The sequence below is a fragment of the Variovorax gracilis genome (assembly GCF_030317115.1).
GTDB classification, from domain to species: domain Bacteria; phylum Pseudomonadota; class Gammaproteobacteria; order Burkholderiales; family Burkholderiaceae_C; genus Variovorax; species Variovorax gracilis.
Genome location: NZ_JASZYF010000015.1, coordinates 63,539 through 82,080, shown reverse-complemented (window position 1 = coordinate 82,080; position 18,542 = coordinate 63,539). Strand labels below are relative to the sequence as shown.

General features: G+C 68.7%; 17 protein-coding genes. 8 read left to right on the top strand and 9 right to left on the bottom strand.

Annotation, left to right across the window (positions count from 1 at the left end; translation table 11 throughout):
* Positions 1–156: 156 nt before the first annotated feature.
* The 4 genes from tssJ to tagF are packed head-to-tail and all read left to right on the top strand — an operon-like array spanning position 157 to position 6,378.
* Positions 157–1,350 carry a type VI secretion system lipoprotein TssJ gene (gene tssJ / locus QTH97_RS24300; protein WP_286571054.1) on the top strand — a complete coding sequence of 398 codons (1,194 nt, stop codon included), beginning with the start codon at positions 157–159 and terminating at the stop codon, positions 1,348–1,350.
* Entirely contained in the window at positions 1,347–2,474 is a 1,128-nt protein-coding gene (locus QTH97_RS24295; RefSeq protein WP_286571053.1) for a DotU/TssL family secretion system protein, read from the top strand. The genes tssJ and QTH97_RS24295 overlap by 4 nt, the downstream gene beginning before the upstream one ends.
* On the top strand, positions 2,471–5,797 hold the full coding sequence (gene tssM / locus QTH97_RS24290) for a type VI secretion system membrane subunit TssM (RefSeq protein ID WP_286571052.1): 3,327 nt from the start codon (positions 2,471–2,473) through the stop codon (positions 5,795–5,797). The genes QTH97_RS24295 and tssM overlap by 4 nt, the downstream gene beginning before the upstream one ends.
* Positions 5,791–6,378, top strand: coding sequence for a type VI secretion system-associated protein TagF (gene tagF / locus QTH97_RS24285; RefSeq protein ID WP_286571051.1), 588 nt, complete (start codon positions 5,791–5,793; stop codon positions 6,376–6,378). The genes tssM and tagF overlap by 7 nt, the downstream gene beginning before the upstream one ends.
* On the opposite strand, the gene QTH97_RS24280 is transcribed toward tagF, so the two are convergent.
* The 6 genes from QTH97_RS24280 to QTH97_RS24255 form a co-directional block, all read right to left on the bottom strand.
* Positions 6,342–7,082, bottom strand: coding sequence for a PP2C family protein-serine/threonine phosphatase (locus tag QTH97_RS24280; protein ID WP_286571050.1), 741 nt, complete (start codon positions 7,080–7,082; stop codon positions 6,342–6,344). The genes tagF and QTH97_RS24280 overlap by 37 nt on opposite strands.
* Positions 7,079–8,404 carry a type VI secretion system-associated FHA domain protein TagH gene (gene tagH, locus QTH97_RS24275; RefSeq protein WP_286571049.1) on the bottom strand — a complete coding sequence of 442 codons (1,326 nt, stop codon included), beginning with the start codon at positions 8,402–8,404 and terminating at the stop codon, positions 7,079–7,081. The genes QTH97_RS24280 and tagH overlap by 4 nt, the downstream gene beginning before the upstream one ends.
* Positions 8,391–9,899 (bottom strand): serine/threonine-protein kinase, encoded by a 1,509-nt coding sequence (locus tag QTH97_RS24270; RefSeq protein WP_286571048.1) that lies wholly within the window; start codon positions 9,897–9,899, stop codon positions 8,391–8,393. Before QTH97_RS24270 ends, tagH begins: the two co-directional genes overlap by 14 nt.
* Positions 9,900–9,913: 14 nt before the next feature.
* Positions 9,914–10,786 carry a Tll0287-like domain-containing protein gene (locus QTH97_RS24265; RefSeq protein ID WP_286571047.1) on the bottom strand — a complete coding sequence of 291 codons (873 nt, stop codon included), beginning with the start codon at positions 10,784–10,786 and terminating at the stop codon, positions 9,914–9,916.
* A gap of 62 nt (positions 10,787–10,848) precedes the next feature.
* Positions 10,849–11,811, bottom strand: coding sequence for a FecR family protein (locus tag QTH97_RS24260; RefSeq protein WP_286571046.1), 963 nt, complete (start codon positions 11,809–11,811; stop codon positions 10,849–10,851).
* 395 nt (positions 11,812–12,206) lie between these two features.
* The gene (locus QTH97_RS24255) at positions 12,207–13,103 is read right to left on the bottom strand and encodes a LysR substrate-binding domain-containing protein (protein ID WP_286571045.1); all 897 of its coding nucleotides are present in this window, start codon (positions 13,101–13,103) and stop codon (positions 12,207–12,209) included.
* A gap of 226 nt (positions 13,104–13,329) precedes the next feature.
* On the opposite strand from QTH97_RS24255, the gene QTH97_RS24250 reads away from it, so the two are divergent.
* From QTH97_RS24250 to QTH97_RS24240, 3 genes are all read left to right on the top strand, one after another.
* Positions 13,330–13,602 (top strand): DUF4242 domain-containing protein, encoded by a 273-nt coding sequence (locus tag QTH97_RS24250; RefSeq protein WP_286571044.1) that lies wholly within the window; start codon positions 13,330–13,332, stop codon positions 13,600–13,602.
* A gap of 173 nt (positions 13,603–13,775) precedes the next feature.
* Positions 13,776–15,041 carry an MFS transporter gene (locus QTH97_RS24245; RefSeq protein WP_444813466.1) on the top strand — a complete coding sequence of 422 codons (1,266 nt, stop codon included), beginning with the start codon at positions 13,776–13,778 and terminating at the stop codon, positions 15,039–15,041.
* 91 nt (positions 15,042–15,132) lie between these two features.
* Positions 15,133–15,561, top strand: a complete 429-nt coding sequence (locus QTH97_RS24240; RefSeq protein WP_286571042.1) for a hypothetical protein — start codon at positions 15,133–15,135, stop codon at positions 15,559–15,561.
* 116 nt (positions 15,562–15,677) lie between these two features.
* On the opposite strand, the gene QTH97_RS24235 is transcribed toward QTH97_RS24240, so the two are convergent.
* Positions 15,678–16,667: a Bug family tripartite tricarboxylate transporter substrate binding protein gene (locus QTH97_RS24235; protein WP_286571041.1), complete on the bottom strand. Its 990-nt coding sequence runs from the start codon at positions 16,665–16,667 to the stop codon at positions 15,678–15,680.
* Positions 16,664–17,029, bottom strand: coding sequence for a chorismate mutase (locus QTH97_RS24230; RefSeq protein WP_286571040.1), 366 nt, complete (start codon positions 17,027–17,029; stop codon positions 16,664–16,666). The genes QTH97_RS24235 and QTH97_RS24230 overlap by 4 nt, the downstream gene beginning before the upstream one ends.
* Positions 17,030–17,188: 159 nt before the next feature.
* Between QTH97_RS24230 and QTH97_RS24225 the strand changes: the two genes are divergently transcribed.
* Complete coding sequence (locus QTH97_RS24225) at positions 17,189–17,602, top strand: iron chaperone (protein WP_286571039.1); 414 nt, start codon at positions 17,189–17,191, stop codon at positions 17,600–17,602.
* 27 nt (positions 17,603–17,629) lie between these two features.
* On the opposite strand, the gene QTH97_RS24220 is transcribed toward QTH97_RS24225, so the two are convergent.
* A complete protein-coding gene (locus QTH97_RS24220) occupies positions 17,630–18,331 on the bottom strand; it encodes a hypothetical protein (protein WP_286571038.1) in 702 nt (233 codons plus the stop codon).
* Positions 18,332–18,542: the final 211 nt, after the last annotated feature.

Below are 18,542 nucleotides of genomic sequence, written 5' to 3'. Positions count from 1 at the left end.
CGCGCCCCGAGGGGCGCTCACTCCCTTGTGCCGCCGCGGCGCAGCGCCGAGAATGGATTCGATCGCCAGTGTCGCGCTTCACACGGTGTGGAACCCGGCATCTCCCGCCATGCCTGTCTGCAGCATCCGTCCTTTTGCCGCACCTTGGTTGCCCGCATGAGTCGCCGTCGCCTGCTCGCTTGCCTCGGCCTGCTGCCTGTGTGGTGGAACGGGGTCTGCCGCGCTCAGGCGCAAGGCAAGGTCGAAGCAACGAGGCAACGCCGCGTCGCACTCGTGATCGGCAATGGGCGATACCCCGACATTCCACTGAACAATCCCGAGCACGATGCCCGCCTGATCGCGCAGACCTTGCGCACCCTCGACTTCGAAGTGGGAGAGCACCTCAATCTCAACGCCCGCGACTTCAAGCGCGTGCTGCGGGAATTCGCTCGCCGCATGGACGACGACCAGGTCGCCTCGGTCTTCTACTACGCAGGCCACGGCGTGCAGATCGGCGGGCGCAACTACCTGCTGCCTGTCGACATCGCGCTGCGCGACGAGGCCGAAGTGCGCGACGAAGCCATCGACGTGCAGCAAGCGCTGCTCTCGCATGTCGACCGGGTGCGCCCCCGCGCGCGCATCTTCATCATCGACGCCTGCCGCAACGACCCCTTTGCGGCGCGCAGGCGATCGCGCAATGCCAACGGGCTGGCCGAGATGGCGGCCCCGGGTGCCCTCATTGCGTTCTCCGCAGCCCCCGGTGGGGTCGCCGAGGACGGCCCGATCGGCGGCAACAGCATCTACACGCGGCACCTGGCCACCGAGCTGCGCGCGACGGGCGTCGAAGTCGAGGAGATGATGAAGGCGGTGCGCATCAAGGTGCTGCGCGACACCGCGCAGCGCCAGATCCCCTGGGTCAACACCTCGATGGTCGTGAACTTCATGTTCAACCCCGGTGCCGCGCCGGTACTGGCCGCCCCCAAGCGCAACCTGCAGCTGCTCGTGCAGGCGCAACGCAGCTTGAACACCGATGCACACAACGCGTCGGCCTCCCTGGCGCTGCGGGTGTATGTGCTGCGCGATGCGGGCGGATTCGAGAAGGCAAGTTTCGACAGCCTCTACGACGATGACGAGGCGACCCTCGGGTCGAATGTCCTGGTGCGCGAGAGCCTGCACCTGCGCCCTGGCGAGGCGCGCGAGTTGGCGCTCGAGCTCAGCGGCGATGCGCGCGCCGTCGCCGTGTTCGGTGCGTTCCGGGAAATCGAGCACTCGCAGTGGCGTGCCATCCTGCCCTTGCCCGTCGGCCCGCTGGCGCCGCGCGCGCGCGTCGACGCGCAAGCGCGCCAGCTGCAAATGGGGTGGGCGAAATGAAGCGGCCCGGCACCGCACCCGCATCGCCGGCGCTCGGCGAATCCGACGGCGTCGACGAGCCGGCGGCCGCGCGTGCGCTGCGCGCGCAGGCGCTCCCGCTGGTCGCATTGATGGCCGGCCTGCGGGAAGCGACGCCCGCCGATCCGGCCGCGCTGCGCCACACGCTGGCTGCCTCGGTCAACCGTTTCGAAGCGGCTGCACGTGCCGCGGGCGTGGACGAGGCCAGTGTCGCGGCCGCGAGCTACGTGCTCTGCGCCTGGGGCGACGAGCAGTTCGGCGCGGCGCCCTGGGGTGCGGGAGGCGCACAACTGCTGCAGCGCTTTCACGGCGAAGCCAACGGCGCCGACAAGCTGTTGCGCCTGCTGACGCGGCTCGCCGAAAAGCCGCGCGAGCACCGCGCGCTGCTCGAGCTCTTCCACACCTGCCTGAGCCTCGGGCTGCGCGCGCGCATGGTCCTCGACAACCGCGACCACGAAACGCTGCGCTCGCGTGTGCACCTCGCGCTGCAACAGGTCTCGCCGGCTCCGGCCTTGGTCCCTCCCTGGCAGTGCGCGGCGGCCGCCGCCAGCCCGCCACGGGCGCCACGCGTCGCGCTGCCGGCGGTGCTGCTGCTGGGCGTTCTCGCCCTGGGAATCTACAGCGCCAGCCAGCTACAGCTTGCGGCGCGCGTCGACGGCGTGCTGGCGTCCTTGCAGAAACTCGTGCCCGCAAGCACCGCCGTGGCGGTACCCGCGGTGGGCACCCCGGCGGCGCCGCCGCGGTTGGCCTCGAGGCTGCGCGACGACATCGACGCCGGCCGCTTGTCGGTGCGCGACGAGGCGCTGCGCAGCGTGGCCGTGATCGGTGCCGACGCGCTGGGCGACGGCAGCGGGCCGCTGACGCGCCTCGGCGCAGCGCTGACGAAGCAGCCGGGCAAGGTCCTTGTCGTCGGCTACACGGATGGCAGCGACCCGCCGACGGCCCGCACGCCCTCGGCCTGGCACCAGGCGATGGAATGGGCGCGCGGCGCGGCCGACGTCTTGCGGCCGCAACTCGGCGACGCGCGGCTCGCGGTCGAGGCCCGCGTCGACGCCACGGGCGGCAAGCCGTTGCGCCGGGTCGAGATCGTCCTGTTCCCGGAATGAAGGCGCCGACCCGCTTCGTGCAAAACGCCGTGAACTTCGGCGCGGCCGGGGCTCTGCTGTGGTTCGCGGCCCCCCTGCTCGCCTTCGGCACCTGGCATCCCTTCGACGGCGTGCGCGCACGCGTCGTTCTGCTGGCGCTGGTCCTGTGCCTGTTGCTTGGCCTGCGTGGCCTGCGGACGCTGCTGGCCCGGCGGCGCAACGATCGCCTGCTGAAGGGCCTTGCATCGGGCGATGCCGGGCCCGAGCTGAGCCAGCGCTTCCGCCAGGCGCTCGCGATGCTGCGCCAGGGCATCGAGGCGGAGGGCGGCACTCGACGCTGGTGGCAGAGCCGCCGACAGGTGCAGCAGCTGCCCTGGTACCTGATCATCGGCGCGCCCGGCGGCGGCAAGACCACCGCGCTGTTGCATTCGGGTCTGCGCTTTCCGCTCGCCGAACGGCTCGGGCGGGACCCGCTCGCGGGCACCGGCGGCACGCGTCAATGCGACTGGTGGTTCAGCCAGGACGCCGTGTTCGTCGACACTGCGGGACGCTACACGACGCAGGACAGTGACGCCGCGGCCGACGCCCGGGAATGGCAGCAGTTCCTCGCGCTGCTGCGCCGGCACCGACCCGTGCAGCCCATCAATGGCGTGATCGTCAGCGTCAGCGTGTCCGACCTGCTGCAAGGCGGAGCCGAACTCGCGCGCCAGGCGGCGGCGGTCGCGGCGCGCCTGGACGAACTGCGGCACGAACTCGATCTCGCCTTTCCCGTCTACCTGCTGGTGACCAAGGCGGATCTGCTCGCCGGCTTCGTCGAAACTTTCGGCGATCTCGACGCGGCGCAACGCGAACTGCTCTGGGGCCTGGTGTTCGACCCCGACCTCACCGGCATCCCGGCCGACCTCAGGCCTCGCCTGGCCGACCTCGCGCAACGCCTGGCGCGGCGCAGCCCCGAGGCCCTGCAGCAGGAACACACGCCGCAGCGCCGCCTGCCCATCTACACGTTCGCGGCACAGGTCGAAGCCCTGCTCGCACCCCTCGAAGGATTCGTGCGCAAGGCCTTCGCCGGCATTGCTGCCGAACCACCGCAGCGCCTGCGCTCGATCGCTCTGACCAGCGGCACCCAGGAGGGCAATCCGATCGACCGGGTGATCGGCGAACTCGCACGCAGCCACGGCTTGACACTGAAGCCGCTGGCGCGACCCGATGCCGGCGGCAAATCGTTCTTCCTGAACGCGCTGCTGAAACGGCTGGTGATCGCCGAAGCGCCGCTGGCAGGCCAGCGTCTCCAGCGGCTGCGTGTGCGTCGGCGGGCCGCGATGTTCGGCGCCGGCTTTGCCGGCGCTGCGCTGCTCGCTGCCTCTGTCCTGTGGTGGCAGAGCTATCGGCGCAACCTCGAGTACGTCGACAACGTGCGCACGCGCGTCGAGCAGTTGACCCAGCGCATCGGCTCGCTGGAATCGGCGAGCCTCGAGCAGGTGCTGCCGCTGTATTCGCTGCTTGAGCGCCTGGCCGCCAACGATGGCGTCGATCCGAATGAACCGCCCGCGGGCTTCGGCTTCGGACTGTTCCAAGGGCCACGGCTCGCGCGCTCGGCCGAGCAGGCCTACCGCGAGATGCTCGATCGCAGCTTGGCGCCGCTGCTCATCGACCGGCTGCGCCGTGACCTGCGCGAAGCCGAGAACAGCGCGACGCGCTACGAGGCGCTGCGCGCTTCATTAATGCTCGCCACCCCGGCGCGGCTCGTGCGCGGCGACTTGCGGCGCTGGGCCGCGCAGACGCTGGGACAGGCAGGCGGCGCCGGCGAACGCGCCGAGTGGGCGCGCCACGCCGAGACCCTGCTCGAGCGCAGCGGGCTGCCCGAGGCGATGCGCTCCGACGAGGCAGGGGTGCAGGCGGCGCGCAGGGCCCTCGCGGAGCTGCCGCTGGCGCAACGCGTGCACGAGCACCTGCTGCGACGCGTTGCCGACGCCGGGCCGGCGCAGGATCTGCCGACGCGCCTCGGCGCGGCCAGCGCACTCGTGTTCGCAGCGTCGGGCGCCGGGCCGATGCCGGCACATTCGAGCGCAGGTGACTGGCGGCGCAATCTCGTACCGGCGCTCGAAGCGACGTTCGATGAGCTCGCGAACGAGGCAGAGTGGGTGCTCGGCGATGCCGGCAGCGATGTGCGGCGCCTGCAGGAAGACCGCGCCTGGCGCGACGAAACCGCCACGCAGGTCGGCAAGCGCCATGCCCAGCGCGTGATCGATGCCTGGTCGCGCCAACTCGATGCCCTTGCCCTGGCGCCCGGCACCGATGCGGATGGCGCCTCCCGCCAGGCCAGCGAACTCACGGCGCCCGATTCGCCGCTGCGCCGCCTCCTCACGCGCCTGGCCGACGAGTTCAGCGCGATCCCGCAGGGCGGCAGCGTGGCCGAGAGTGCTTTCGATGGCACGCTGCGGGCACGCTTCGGCGCCCTGGGCGACTATGCGGCAGGTGCCGGACCGCAAGCGCTCGACCGCCTTCACGCGTTGGCCGCCAGCCAGCGCGACGAGAGCGCCAATGCCGAGCTCGATGCGACCTTGCGCGCCGAGGCGACGCGCGCGCCGGCCGCACTGCGCAAGGTCTACATCGGCCTGGGGACCTTGATGCGCTCGCGCGGCGGCGCCAAGCCGGGTTTCGACACCGCGCTGGCAGAACTCGCGCAGACCTGCAGCGCGTTGACGCGCGAGCGCTTCCCGTTCGGCGCCACCGCGTCGCGCGACATGGCGCCGTCCGACTTCGCGCGCCTGTTCGGACCCGGTGGCCTGTTCGACGAGTTCCGGCGCAGTCAGCTGACCGAACGGGTCGACATGTCGATCAGGCCGTGGAAGGCGCGCAGCGCCCCTGCCGACCCGAACATTCCCGCCGTATTCGAGCAGGCGGCGGCGATCGGCACCCTGTTCTTCCCCGGGGGTGCACCGCTGCCCGAGCTGAACCTGCGCCTCACGCCGAAGCGCATGGATCCCGAACTGCTGCAGTTCAGCATCGATGTCGATGGTCAGCTGCTGCGCTTCGAAAACGGCCCGCCGCGTTCCAAGGAACTGGCTTGGCCGGGACCGGCGACGACGCAGAAGGTGCTGATACGTATCTTGCCGCCCGGCCCTTCCGGCGTCGGCGCCGAAATCCATGAAGGTCCGTTCGCCTGGCTGCGGGTGCTGCTGCGCGCCGACTGGAAGGGGGAACGGGGCGCGCCGGCGCGGCTGGCCCTTGCCGTCGACACGCGCACCCTCGATGTCGAGGCGAGCGCATCCGGGGCGTCAGACGCCGACATCTGGACCCTCCGGGAGCTGGCACGTTTTCGTTGCCCGAGATCCACATGGTGAGGCTGCCGTCGCGTCGCGTGTCCTGGTACGGCAAGCTGCCCACGCGCGGGGACTTCGTCGGCCGCGGCCTGCCGGCACGCTGGCGCAGCGAGTGGGATGGTTGGCTGCAGCGCGGCCTGACGCTCGCAGCGACCACGCTGGACGGCGCCGCGCTGCGTGAACGCCTGGGCGCCTTCGCGCCGTGGCGATATCTGGCGCTGGCGGCACCCGGCGAGACCTGGTGCGGCATCCTCGTGGCGTCGCACGACCGCGTCGGACGCGCCTTTCCCCTGACGCTGGCCGAACGCATCACCGCGCCGGCGCCACCTGACGAAATTGCCGCATGGCTCGCATCGCTGCTCGACGCGGCGGCCGAAGGGCCCGAAGCGCTCGAGGCGGCGATCGCCGCCCTGCCGCCGCGCTCCGGGCAGGACTTCTCGCCAGCCGAGGCGTGGCCGGCTTCGCCGGCCAGCCTCTGGTGGCCCCTCGGCGCGGCGCACGATGTCGTTCCGAAAGTTGCGGCCTGGCCACCGGAGCCGGCGCTGCTGCCTGAATTGCTCGGTATTCAACCGGCCGCACACCAGATCCCGAGCGCGGAATAGTTGTCCTGGTCGCTGCGATCGGCTCGCTGCACGCCCGCTTCGAGGCGATCGAGCCAGGCCTGGACCCCGCTGCAGCCGATCACGCTGCGCGCCATCTCGGCATCGTCGAAAGCCGACCACAGACCGTCGCTGCACAGCAGCAGCGCATCGCCGGATGCGAGCAATTGCGGCGTTTCAAGGACCTCGAAGTCAAAGCCTTCGGGCGAGCCCAGCGCCGAAGTCAGTTGTCCCGCGGCGGCCGCGCTCGCACGCAGGCCCGCGTCGCGCAAGTGCTGCTCGAGGCTTTGATCGCGCGTGCGCCCTAGCAGTCGGGCGTCATGCCAGCGGTACAGGCGCGAGTCGCCGGCATGGGCCCAGAGCGCAGTCCCGCCGTGGAGGTCGAGCAGCAGCACGACGATGGTGGTGCGCATGTCGGCAGTCAGGGTGCCGGCGACCTGCTGCGCGACGACGGCGTCGTTCGCGCCTCGAACAAGCCGCTGCAGCGCGTTCAAGCTGACCTCGGGATGGAGCGCGAAGGCTTCGAGCACATGCGTCACCGCGGCGCGCGACGCCGCCTGGCCGCCGCCATGTCCGCCGGCGCCATCGCACAGGGCGGCGACCAGGCAATCGGCGCCCTGCCAATAGCCGAAGGCGTCTTCGTTGCACGCGCGCCGACCGGTATGCGACAAGGCGGCGAGCGAGACGGTCAACGCACGCCCGGTCATGGCGCCTCCGTCGCGTCGGGGCTGGCGTCCTCGCCGAGGCGCGACTGGGCTTCGTAGGCGCGCAGGAATTCACGTCCGAAGATGGTCTGGAAGTCGTCGTCCAGGTGCTCGAGCAGTTGGGCGTGCTGCATGCGATGGCGCTGCCAGAGGGCCGCGGCGCGAATCAGGGGCAGGCGTGAAACACCGTGCGCCGGGCCCTCCCCGTTCTCGGCGGCCTCGGGACCCAGTCGGGAGAACAGCTCGAACACCGCCGCACGCATGCCGGCCACCATCGCCACCTGATGGACCAGCAGGTCGTGATGGGCGTCGTGCAACGCCGCCACGGGGTCGAGGAAGCCGGGGCTCGCGTCACGCTGCAGCATCCGAGTCAACGCTTCGGTCGCGTCCGGCGAGAACTTCAGGGGGTTGTTCTGGCGCGGAGCGATGTGCGTTCCCTCGGCGCGCATGTGGCGCTTCGCGACCGCGCGGCTTTGCAGCAGCGCCAGCGTGCCTTCGGCCGTCGCCCGCAGCAGCGCGCCGAGGTGCTCCATCCAGGCCGGGGTGAGCGGCGCGACCTCGGCGCCAAGCCCGGCGCCGCGGCCGAATGCCGCCGCAAGCTCGAGCAGGTCCGGCGACATGCCGTCCGCGGCCGGTGCTCCGCGAGCGGCCGCCGAGACGACAGCTGGAGCGGCGGCTGCCGACGCCGCAGCCGGCACCGGCGACGTCGCTCCGCCGGCTGCGGCGGGCGGTGACCGAGGTGTCGCTTCAGGTGCAGGCGCCTGCAACGGCGACGGTGCCGGTGGCATCGAGGGCGCCATCGGCTTCAACGACGTGACGGTGCGCACGACATGCCGACTCGTCTGCCAGGACACCACCGCGCTGGTGGCCGCCGATTCGGACGAAGGTGCCACCGCCGGCAGCGGCGATTCGGCAGCGAGCGGATCGGGCGCCTCGTCCAGATCGAACCAGCGATCCAGACGCGAGCGCTGCGCCGACGTCGCCGCAGCGGGCTCGACGGCAAGTTCGAATCCGCCGATGCGCAAGCGGTCGCCCACCAGCAGGGCATGTTCGCCGCCCGGGTCGAGCTGCATGCCATTCACCCACAAGGGGGCGCTGCTGCTGATGCAGCGCACGCGCGCGGCCTGGCCGACTGCGATCACTTGCGCATGCTGGCGCGACACCATGCGCAGCGGGTCATCCAGAGCCAGCCCGCAATCGACCGAGCGGCCGATCGTGAGGCCTTCGGGCGGCAGCGCAAGCGCCGTCGCGTCGGGTTCGGTGGCGCCGGGTCGGCGCGTGATACGCAGCGCGATCACGGCGATCTCGAATTCAGCCCAGGGCACGCCAGAGATCGGCCTGCACCCGGCGGGCATCGATGCCTGGCGTGAGCTGATCGACCACGTGGGCGACGAACTGCTCGCGAGTTTGCGACTTCGCGGCGCAGCGCTTGGCGACAACCCGCGCAATCGGACCCAGCGAGGACAGCAGTGCAGAGACCGCCTTGTCGATGTCACCCTCGCGCATCGGCATGCCGCCCGGCGCTTCGCCCTCGGGTTGCGTGGCCTGGAAGTCGGTGGCTGCTGCCGTAGCCACGGTCGCAGTGCGCGGCGCACCGGCCTTGGCCAGGAAGCGCTCGCGCGCTTCGAAATCGACGATCGAACTGGCGACGGCGTGGCGCACTGCCGCCAGCGAGGTGAGCCCCCGCGCGGCGCGGCGCACCAGGACGCGAGCCACCGGCCCGACATGCTGGGCGAGTTCGCGTTCGACCTCGGCCAGCGCCGCGGTGTCCCAGCCGGTCGGCACAGGGACCGACGGCGGGCCGGTGCCGGGCACCGACTTCGAGGGCGTCGAGGGTGCCGACGCCGAGCCAGGTGTGGACACGACCGATGGCGCGTGCGGCTTGGGGGGGCCGGGCGAGTCACGATCCTTCGCGGCCGCCGCCTTCGCCTCAAGGGCCTCGAGCCGCGGAGGGAGCACCATGTCGGCCGAAAGCACATCGGGCACCGCCTCCGTGGCGAGTGCCTGCAGCGCTGTTCGCATCGCCAAGGCGCTCGCATAGCGCTGCGCCGGATCCTTCGCCAGGGCCCGATCGAGCACCGCATCGAATGGCTCGAGCTCGGTGTCGTTCGTCACCTCGCTCAGCGGCTTGTGCGGCTCGTAGACGATCTTGTACATGATCGCCTCGTCGGTGCCGGCGAATGGCGTCGTCCCGCTCAGCATCTGATAGAGCAGTACGCCCGCCGAGAACACATCGACGCGGCGGTCGACTTCGCGATCGGTGTACTGCTCGGGGGCGATGTAGCCGGGTGACCCGATGACGGAACTGCGGCGGGTCAAGTTCGACGACTCGGTTCGCGCAATACCGAAATCGGTGATCTTGAGGCGCCCGTCGTCGGCAATCAGCAGATTCGCCGGCTTGATATCGCGGTGCACAATGCCGCGCTCGTGGGCGTAGTGCAAGCCGTCGAGCAGTTGCAGCATCAGGCACAGCACCTGCGAAACGTCGAGCTTGCGCGGTGCCTGGATGTAGTCGCGCAGGTTTCGCCCGGCGACGTACTCCATGACGATGTAGGCGCAGTCGCTGTCTTCGCCGAACTGGTAGACCGAGACGATGTTGCGGTGCGTCAGCCGCCCGGCCGCCTTCGCTTCGACGCGAAAGCGCGCCGTCGCGCTCGGTTCGTCTTCGCTGGATTCGAGCAGGCGACGGTGGATTGTCTTGATCGCCACCGGACGGTCGATGGCCAGGTCGTGCGCCAGGTAGACCATGCCCATCGCGCCCGAGCCGACCACGCCGCGGATCGGGTATGGACCGACAAAGAGCGGGGTGGGTGCGGGCATGGGCGTGATGAGGCTCAGGCGTCGAGCATCTTGATGGCGTGATCGAGGCTGTGGCGCATGCGCGCGAACGACTGGGCCAGTGTCCCGATCTCGTCACGCCCGTGCGTTGCGAAGGCCGGTGCATCGAGTTCGCCCAGGCTGACACGGTTGGCGAGCTTCGACAGCGCCGTCACGGGTCGGATCACGAGCAGATAGAGCATCAGGTTCAACACGATGCCGATGGCCACGAAGATGCCGATCAGTGAAGTCATGAAGACCTTGAAAACCTGGTCGGCACGTGCCAGCGGCACCGACATGGGCACCGACACCACCTGCGCGCCGATCACCTCGTTCAGTTGCCAGCCGAACCCATTGGCCGAACCGTACTTGTCGATCAGTGTGCGGGGCGCCGCCTCGACCGTGCTGTGGCATGCCAGGCAGGCGGCGTTCGTGATGCGCAGCGGGCGGGCGACGTAGAGCGCCCGACCGGTGCCCGACTCGCGCTCGCCCACGAACTCCTTCTGGTCGGCCTGGGTGCGAAAGCGATTCACGATGTCGGCTTCCCAATCGACGGCCCGGTCGCGCGGATTGGTCGGATTCAGCGTCGCTTCCTTGTAGGTGTAGTCGGGGAAACTCTTGGCCAGCGTCGCCAGCACTTCGGTGGCGGAGTAGGCCGGCACCGTCTGGGGCAGGAAGGTGTATTTCATCTGCGTTTCGAGCAGCGGGCGGATCTGGTCGTTGGTGTAGGTGCGTACCGCCACGGCCTTTTCCATCGTCAGGCGCGCATGGTTGAGCACCTCCTGCTTGGCGTTGCTTTGCAGCAGGTCATAGGAAACCTTGCCGGCGCCAAGCACTCCGGCAACGAAGACCACCAGGAAGATCAGGTTGAACTTGAGCAAGAGGCGCATGGAAGGTTCTCCAGTCGAGGCTGTCGTTGGTCGCTGAGTTGCGGCGAGACGCGCGACGGTTGCTATGGTTTACCCGACCCCGCGCTGGTGCTCGGGGAAGCGGCAGCGGCAGCGGCCGCAGCGGCGGCGGCGGCACGGGCGGCCTGGCGCGCTGCCTCGCGCGCGCGCCGGCGCTCGGCCTCTGCGGCCAGGCGGCGCGCATAGCCCTCGGGGTCCGCATACTGTTCCCATTCGGGGTGCTGCGCCAGATTGGCCTTGGCCTCCGCCCGGAAGGTCAAGTCGGCCGCCGCGCGCGGCCGCCACAACGGCAGCAGCGGCAGACGCAGCGCCGGCTCGGTGCGCAGCCAGGCGGCCACATCGGCGTAGGTGATCTCGCCGAGCGCCTTGGGTGCAACGTTGCGCTTGGCGAAGCGCTCGCCGCGCGCCGGCAGCCGGTCGCGGAACTGGCGCGGCACTTTGGCCAGGAACTCGGGCGAGGCGCTCCGCGCAACCGTCGGTGTGCCGCCTTCGCGCCGTTGTGCGAAGTCGCCGCTGGCCAGTTGCGAGACAGTCTGGGCGCCATCGCGCTGCGTCAGCTTGGCGGAGCCGGTCTCGACGAACACGTCGTACTGCGCGCCCTTGGTGTAGGCCACGGTCGTGGCGGCTTGCGTCGCGACCTCCAACGTCGGGCTCACAAAGCCGAAGGCCCCGCTGCTGCTGGTCTTGAGCCAGCCCTGGAGCAGATACAGAGGCGGCGCCGTCAGCCCCTTGCCGACCCGAGGCCGCAACATCAGCCGCGTCGATTCACCGATGCCGACCAGCACCCCCCCGGGAAGTTCGATCTGGGCAAAAGCGCCGGGAGCTGTCTCGATGATGTCCTGCTCGTTCAACGCCACGCCTTCGGCGAGCGCGTAGCGCGTGGTCTGGCGGATCAGCGTGGCGCTGCCTTCGACGATGCCAACGACGCTGGAAGATTGCGCGCAGACCAGCGACGACGCGAGCAGGATCGCGATGCCCAGCAGGAACGATTTCTTCGTGAGCCGCAAGGGGTACCTCCGCTGGCAGAGGGCGTCATTGAATCTCGTTGCCAAGCGAAATGACAACATTGATAGTACTAAAGTCTTCCGCGGTGCGTTCGCTTTTTTGCTGCGGTTTGCGAGGCGTCATGGAGTCCCGCTCAGCTTCCAGGCACGGGAGCGCAACGACGTCGATCGGCCGTGGGATGCAGCCGCCGCGCGCGCATGAGGCACCTCGTTGACGGAGCGGATGGCGGTTTGTAGCGCACATCCAAGGCGCGCGATTCCCCAAAAGAGGGGGTCGGCAACGCACGAATCGCGCATCTTCGAAGCGCTCGGAAACGCGTGCCCTCAGGAGCCGGGCTGCAACTCGATCTCCACCCCCTGCGCCGATCCGTCGCCGGGCAGCAGCGAAACTCTCGCAGCTACGCAAAGGGCGCGCGCCGCACCTCGTCCATCAGCCATCGCTGGAACGCGGCGAGCTTGGGGCCGATCGGCTTGCCTTTCGGGCGCACAAAGTAGTACGCGCTTCCGGGGTCGATGTGCACATCGAGAATCTGCACGAGCTGCCCTGAGGCGAGATCTTCCTGGACCAGTCCGCGGAAGAAGAGAGCGACGCCATGGCCCTCCAGCGCGGCGCGGCGCAGCGCGTGCGAGTCGTCGAATACGACGACATCGAGCTTTCGGCTGACCACGACGCCCGCATTGCGGAACCAGAGTTCCCAATGGCGCCGATCGAACTCGCACATCAGCCGTTGACGGGTCAATGTCCCGATGTCCTTGGCCACTGCGTCCAGGCTCTTCAGGGCAGGACTGCAGACGGCGACGAGTTCGCCCGTCAGCACGGGCTTCACTTCCGCTTCGTCCCAGTTGCCGTGGCCCCAGCTGATGCCAGCGTCGACCTTGTCATGCAGGAAGTCCGCTGGCTGGTACGCGTGTCGGAGCTGCAGGTCGATATTCGGATGCCGGGCCCACCAGCGACCCAGCCTGGGCGTGAGCCATCGTGCCGAAAAATAGGGTGCCACGCCGACGGTCAGTGTGCTTTCCGCATCGGTGTGCGTGAGCTGCCGCACGGCGCGCTCGAGCGTCTGGAGTCCCGCTGTGCAATCCGCGCACAGCTGTCGACCCTCGTCCGTCATCTCGATGCGTCGGTGCAGTCGCAGCAGCAACGCGACGCCAAGGTGTTGCTCGAGATGTCGGACCTGATGGCTCAGGGCCGACTGTGTGACGCTCAGTTCATCCGCTGCGCGCTTGAAGCTGCCGTGCCGTCCGACCGCCTCGAACGCGCGCAGCTGATGGACCAGAGTGGCCGACAAGGTCATGGCTTGGCATCTTACGCTTGAACATGATTCAAGTGAGCGCAACACAAAGCATTTGAGCCATCTACCGGGATCGATGAAGATGACTCATGCGACGCCTTTGCTCAGACGAGATGGGACAGAGGCGGAGACGGAGCTCGACGCGCGTCAACGCATGCCGACGGTCGCCTGCCCCACGGCACGACCGCAGGGTCTTTCACTGCCGTGGGTCTTTCTTCAAGGAGTATTCATGAAGCGCTTTCTGATCGAACGCGACCTGCCCGGCGTGGGGCAGTTGAATGGCCGGCAACTCAAGGAGGCCTCGACCACCTCCAATGCGGCCCTGGCCAAGCTGGCGGGCAAGGTGCAGTGGGTTCAGTCTTACGTCGTCGAAGACAAGACCTTCTGCGTCTACCTCGCCGATCACGAGTCGTCGGTGTACGAACATGCCGAGTTGAGCGGCTTCCCGGCGAGCAAGGTCACCGAGGTGCGCGCCGTCATCGAGCCGATGACCGCAGCCTGAGGCGGTCCAACGGCGCCGGCGGGGCACACCAATCGATGCCGGACCGCGCGCGTTCACACGGCAACGAGGCCGCCCGCCAGGTCGCATGATTCATGCTCGCGGTAGTCGGCGACACGCCAGCGCCCACGTGGTTCATATACTGGGGCGATGTTGGCGATCGACTTGCGCGGGTTATGGTCATGAGCGGTGCATTGCAGCACCAGGTCGACTCGCGCTATGCGATGTGGCGCCTGGCAGTCACGCTGCTGATCATGACGGTGGGCAGCAGCGGCATGTACGTCGTGTCGGTGGTGCTCTCCGCAGTGCAGGCCGACTTCGGCGTGGCGCGCGCCGAAGCCTCGCTGCCCTACACGCTGCTGATGATCGGCTTCGGCCTGGGCGGCGTGGTCATGGGCAAGCTGGCCGACCGGTTTGGCGTGATGTGGCCGCTGCTGGCCGGCGCCGTGTGCGTGGGGCTCGGCTACATCGCCTCCAGTTTCGCCACCGGCATCCTGGCGTTCTCGCTGGTCCAGGGCGCGCTCGTCGGCCTGGGCAGCGGCGCCGTCTTCGCGCCGCTCGTGGCCGACACCTCACTGTGGTTCGTCAAGCGCCGTGGCGTGGCCGTGGCAGTGTGCGCCAGCGGCAACTACGTGGCGGGCGCGGTCTGGCCGCCGATCGTCCAGATGTTCGTGGAGCAGGCCGGCTGGCGCGCGACCTATCTGGGCCTGGGTCTTTTCTGTGGCCTGGCAATGGCCGGGCTCGCGCTCTTCATGCGGGCACGACCGCCGGCAATGGTCATGGCCGCTGCACCGCATGCCGCGGCAGACGGTCCGGTCGCGATGTCGACCCTGCGGCCCTTTGGCCTCAGCCTCGGCGCCGCGCAGGGGCTGCTGTGCGTGGCGGGCGTGGCCTGCTGCGTGGCCATGTCGATGCCACAAGTGCACATCGTTGCCTATTGCACCGACCTCGGTTATGGCGCCGCGCGCGGGGCGCAGATGCTGTCGCTGATGCTGGCCTGCGGGATCGTCAGCCGCCTGGTCTCGGGCGCGATCTGCGATCGCATCGGCGGGTTGCGCACGCTGCTGCTCGGATCGGTGCTGCAATGCGCCGCGCTGTTCCTGTTCCTGCCCTTCGACGGGATGGTGCCGCTGTTCGTGGTCTCGGCGATGTTCGGTCTTTTCCAGGGGGGCATCGTGCCTTCGTACGCCATCATCGTGCGCGAGCATTTCCCGCCGGCCGAGGCCAGCGCCCGGGTAGGCACCATCATCGGCTGCACGCTGCTGGGCATGGCGCTGGGAGGGTGGATGTCAGGCAAGGTCTTCGACCTCACCGGTAGCTATCACGCCGCGTTCGTCAATGGCATCGCGTGGAACCTGCTGAACATGACGATCGCCGTCACGCTGCTGCTCCGGGCAAGAGGCAAGGTAGGGCACCATGCGCTTTCCCAACGGGCCACTTAGGCGCACAGAATCTATCGCGCCCCACTCGGCCCGGAATGCCGGCCATCTGAGAGACTTGCGTGGGTGTACCGATCTGGCTAGAACGGAGTCCTTGTTTCTGACCATGACTAACGACGAACTCGCTGAAAGGCTGGTCCGCGCGACGGACGACTGGATCTGCACGGCCGAGCCGGAGGATCTGCTGAAGGTGCTGACCGGTGGTGGACTGGACGCATCAATCGTTCAACTGGGCGACGAGATCAGCGTCTTCATCGAACTCAGTGATCGACGAGGTCTGCTGTCGAGTGTTGGGATACTTGGCGGCGACTTGCCAGCCGATGAGGCGCTCGCCCTTTACGCGCAGGCCTGGGGCGCCTCCGAGCCGCCTGCCGACGATGAGGCGCAGCGAGTCTGGCTGGCCGGCGATGCAATCGCGCAAGAGGCGGCGCGACGGCATCTGCAGGAAGATGTCGAAGAGAACGTCGACTTGTTCGTGGCGGTGGCCGAGGAGTGGCTTCGGCAGCGCCCGGGGGCGACGTGAGCCGGTGTCGAGCGCGATGTCCCCGGCGGCCCGACCTCGGCTCATGTGAGACGGCCGCCGCCCTGGCCAGCCATGCGACCCCGAAGCAGGACTGCCTGAAGGCCGCGGCCTCGGCTTCAGTTGTCGGGTTTCAGGCCGGCACGTTCGATGACCGGCTTCCAGCGACGCAGCTCATCGCTCATGAACTGGGAGAGCGCCTCGGGCGTGCTGCCGACAGGGTCGAAGTAGGCGGCTTTCAAGCGGCCTTGTGTCTCAGGATCCTTCAGCACCGCCGCGATCTCCCGGCTCATGCGCTGCACGACCTCGGAAGGCGTGCCCTTCGGTGCCATGTATGCGAACCACGGCACGGCCTGGATGTCGGGCAGGCCTGACTCGCGCAGCGTGGGCAAGTCCGGCAACAGCGCCGAACGCTCGGCGGAAGTCACAGCCAGGGGCTTGAGGCGGCCAGCGTTGGCCTGTGGCATCACCGTGACGGGAGGCAGGCAGGCGTACTGCACGTCTCCCTGGATGATGGCCGTGACGGCCTGGCCCGAGGACGCATACGGAATGTGGACGGCGAAGGAGTTCGTCTTGAGCTTGATCAGCTCGACGCCCAGGTGCGAGATCGAGCCGTTTCCGGTCGACGCGAAGTTGAACTTCCCGGGGTTCTGCTTCATGGCCGCGAGCCAGCCCTTGACGGAGTCGACGTTCAGCGCATTCGAGACTGCGCAAACGTTGGGCGTGGTGGCGGCGAGCGACACCGGCACCAAGTCCTTGAATGGATCGTACGGCAGGTTCTTGTAGAGGACCGTGTTGTAGACCAGCGGCGCGTTCACCGACAGCAGGAAGGTGTAGCCGTCGGGTGCCGCCTTCGAGGCCTGATCGGTACCCGAGTTGCCGCCGGCGCCCGGCTTGTTGTCGACGATCAGCGGCTGGCCGATGCGCCCGGAGAGCTTGTCGTTGACGATGCGGGCAAGGATGTCGGGCGATGACCCGGCCGCGAACGGCACCACGATCCGGACCGGGCGCTGGGGCCACTCCTGCGCCTGCGCGGCGTGAGCGCCGAACGCGGCGCAGGAGGCTGCGGCCACTGCCCGAAGGTGAAGGCGGAGGTTCAGCTGCTTCATGCGCCTCCCTCCACATCCACCATCTGCTGATGATCGTGCAGTTCGCGCGCGATGAACCCGGCCATCAAGGCACGGTAGCAGCCTTCGACCACTTCCGGGTAGGCGCCCTCCTGCTCGGCGAGCGCCCTGACCTTTTCAAGCACCTCCTGCTGGCGCTGCGGCGCTGACACCTGGAACGCGTCACGCTTGAAGCGGGCGGCATCCTTCACGTAGCGGCCGCGCTCGGCGAGCAGCGCGACGATCTTTCGGTCGAGTGCATCGATGTGGTCGCGCACCTCGGCGAGATTGGCGCACAGAGGCTGGTACGCGGGGTCGACAAAGCGCCGCAACGGCGCGCCATGGGTCTCGGGTTCTTTTGGCATGGTCGATAGATGCTGGAGTTGGGGATCGTCTTGCGGTCGAATAGCATAGACGCGAACTCAGACCATGCGGGTCGGCCGGGCGCTTCGACCCCCTTGCGCCGGCCCTGTGCGGCGGCGGCCGGCCGCCATCCGAGGCAACACCTACTTGGCGGACCCACCATGCCGAAAGACCGTGCGCATCCAGGTGAAATGTCGATCCAGAAGGCTGTGCCCGCCACCATCGACGAGTACATCGGCGGATTCGCGCCGGATGTGCAGGCGATTCTCCAGAAGGTCCGGCAGACCGTCGCCAACGTGGCACCCGATGCGCAGGAGACCATCAGCTACCGCATACCGGCGTTCAAGCAGGACGGCATCCTCGTGTACTTCGCCGCCTTCAAGAAGCACATCGGCTTCTACCCTCCGGTCAAAGGGGACGCGCGCCTGGAGAAAGCCCTGTTGCCCTACGCGGGCGAGAAGGGCAACCTCAGGTTCCCGCTGAGCGAACCTGTCCCCTTCGACCTGATCGAACGCATCACGCGACTGCGTCTGCAGCAGAACCTCGCGCGTGCCAGCGGCAAGCGCAAGCCATAGCGTGGCGCTCGCCGCGCCAGGCGAGCCCTAGCGCGGCCTTGACGAAGCGCGCGCAGCTGGGGCAGCCGAGGCGGCATTCGGGGCGAAAGGCCGGTCCATCACGACCGCCGAGATGTCTGCAAGACAGACGGTCAGCTCGCCGCCCTCCGCAAGCACCAGGTAGGCGAGTTCACCCTCCAGCCGGACCACACTGCCCTTCGAGCTGGGGCCCGTGCTGCCGCGAACCGTGACTTGGACCATGCGCCCCTGCGCCTGGGCATCCGCCAATACGGCTGCGAATCCGGTGGCGACGGGAACGGCCTCCATCGTCACCTTCACGCCGGTGGCTTCGGGTGCGACCTTCCGCACGCGTTTCGCGAACTCTGCCTTGATGGACTTCTTGATCGTGCTGATGCCCTCCACGATCTTGGGCGCCTTGGCGATGGCGTCGAGCGCGCCGTAGGCAAACACGGCGCCCGTCCAGAAGTTCACCACGGCCTCGATCTCCCAGGAGCCTGGGCGAGACTCGAGGATGACCAGCCTGCCTCGCACCGGGACATCGAGGTTCAGATCCAGGAGCATCTCGTCCATCGCGGCGTCGGCCGCGTCGACCAACGCCTTGTCGAGTTGCGGTCCGTGAGTCTCGACGGGACCGGAGACGATCACGGTCATGCGCGCAATCGGCAGGTAGGTTCCAGCATGCGAGTCTGGTGAGTCGGGCGATTCGAGCGATTCAGACGAGTCGGCCATGGCAGTCCCCCTCGGCGAGGCGCCGCCGAACGCGGCGTGCTGCCCATGCTAAGCCGGCAGAGGCACGGGCGGAACCCTCTCGTTTGGCGAGTTTCCCGGCCCGTGGACGTCATCCGCCTCTGAGTGGAAGGTCCCGCGTCGCGCAGCGACGGGGTCACCTGCGATGCGACCGCGGATCAAACCGCTCCGAACGCAGCGCTGAAGCCTTCGC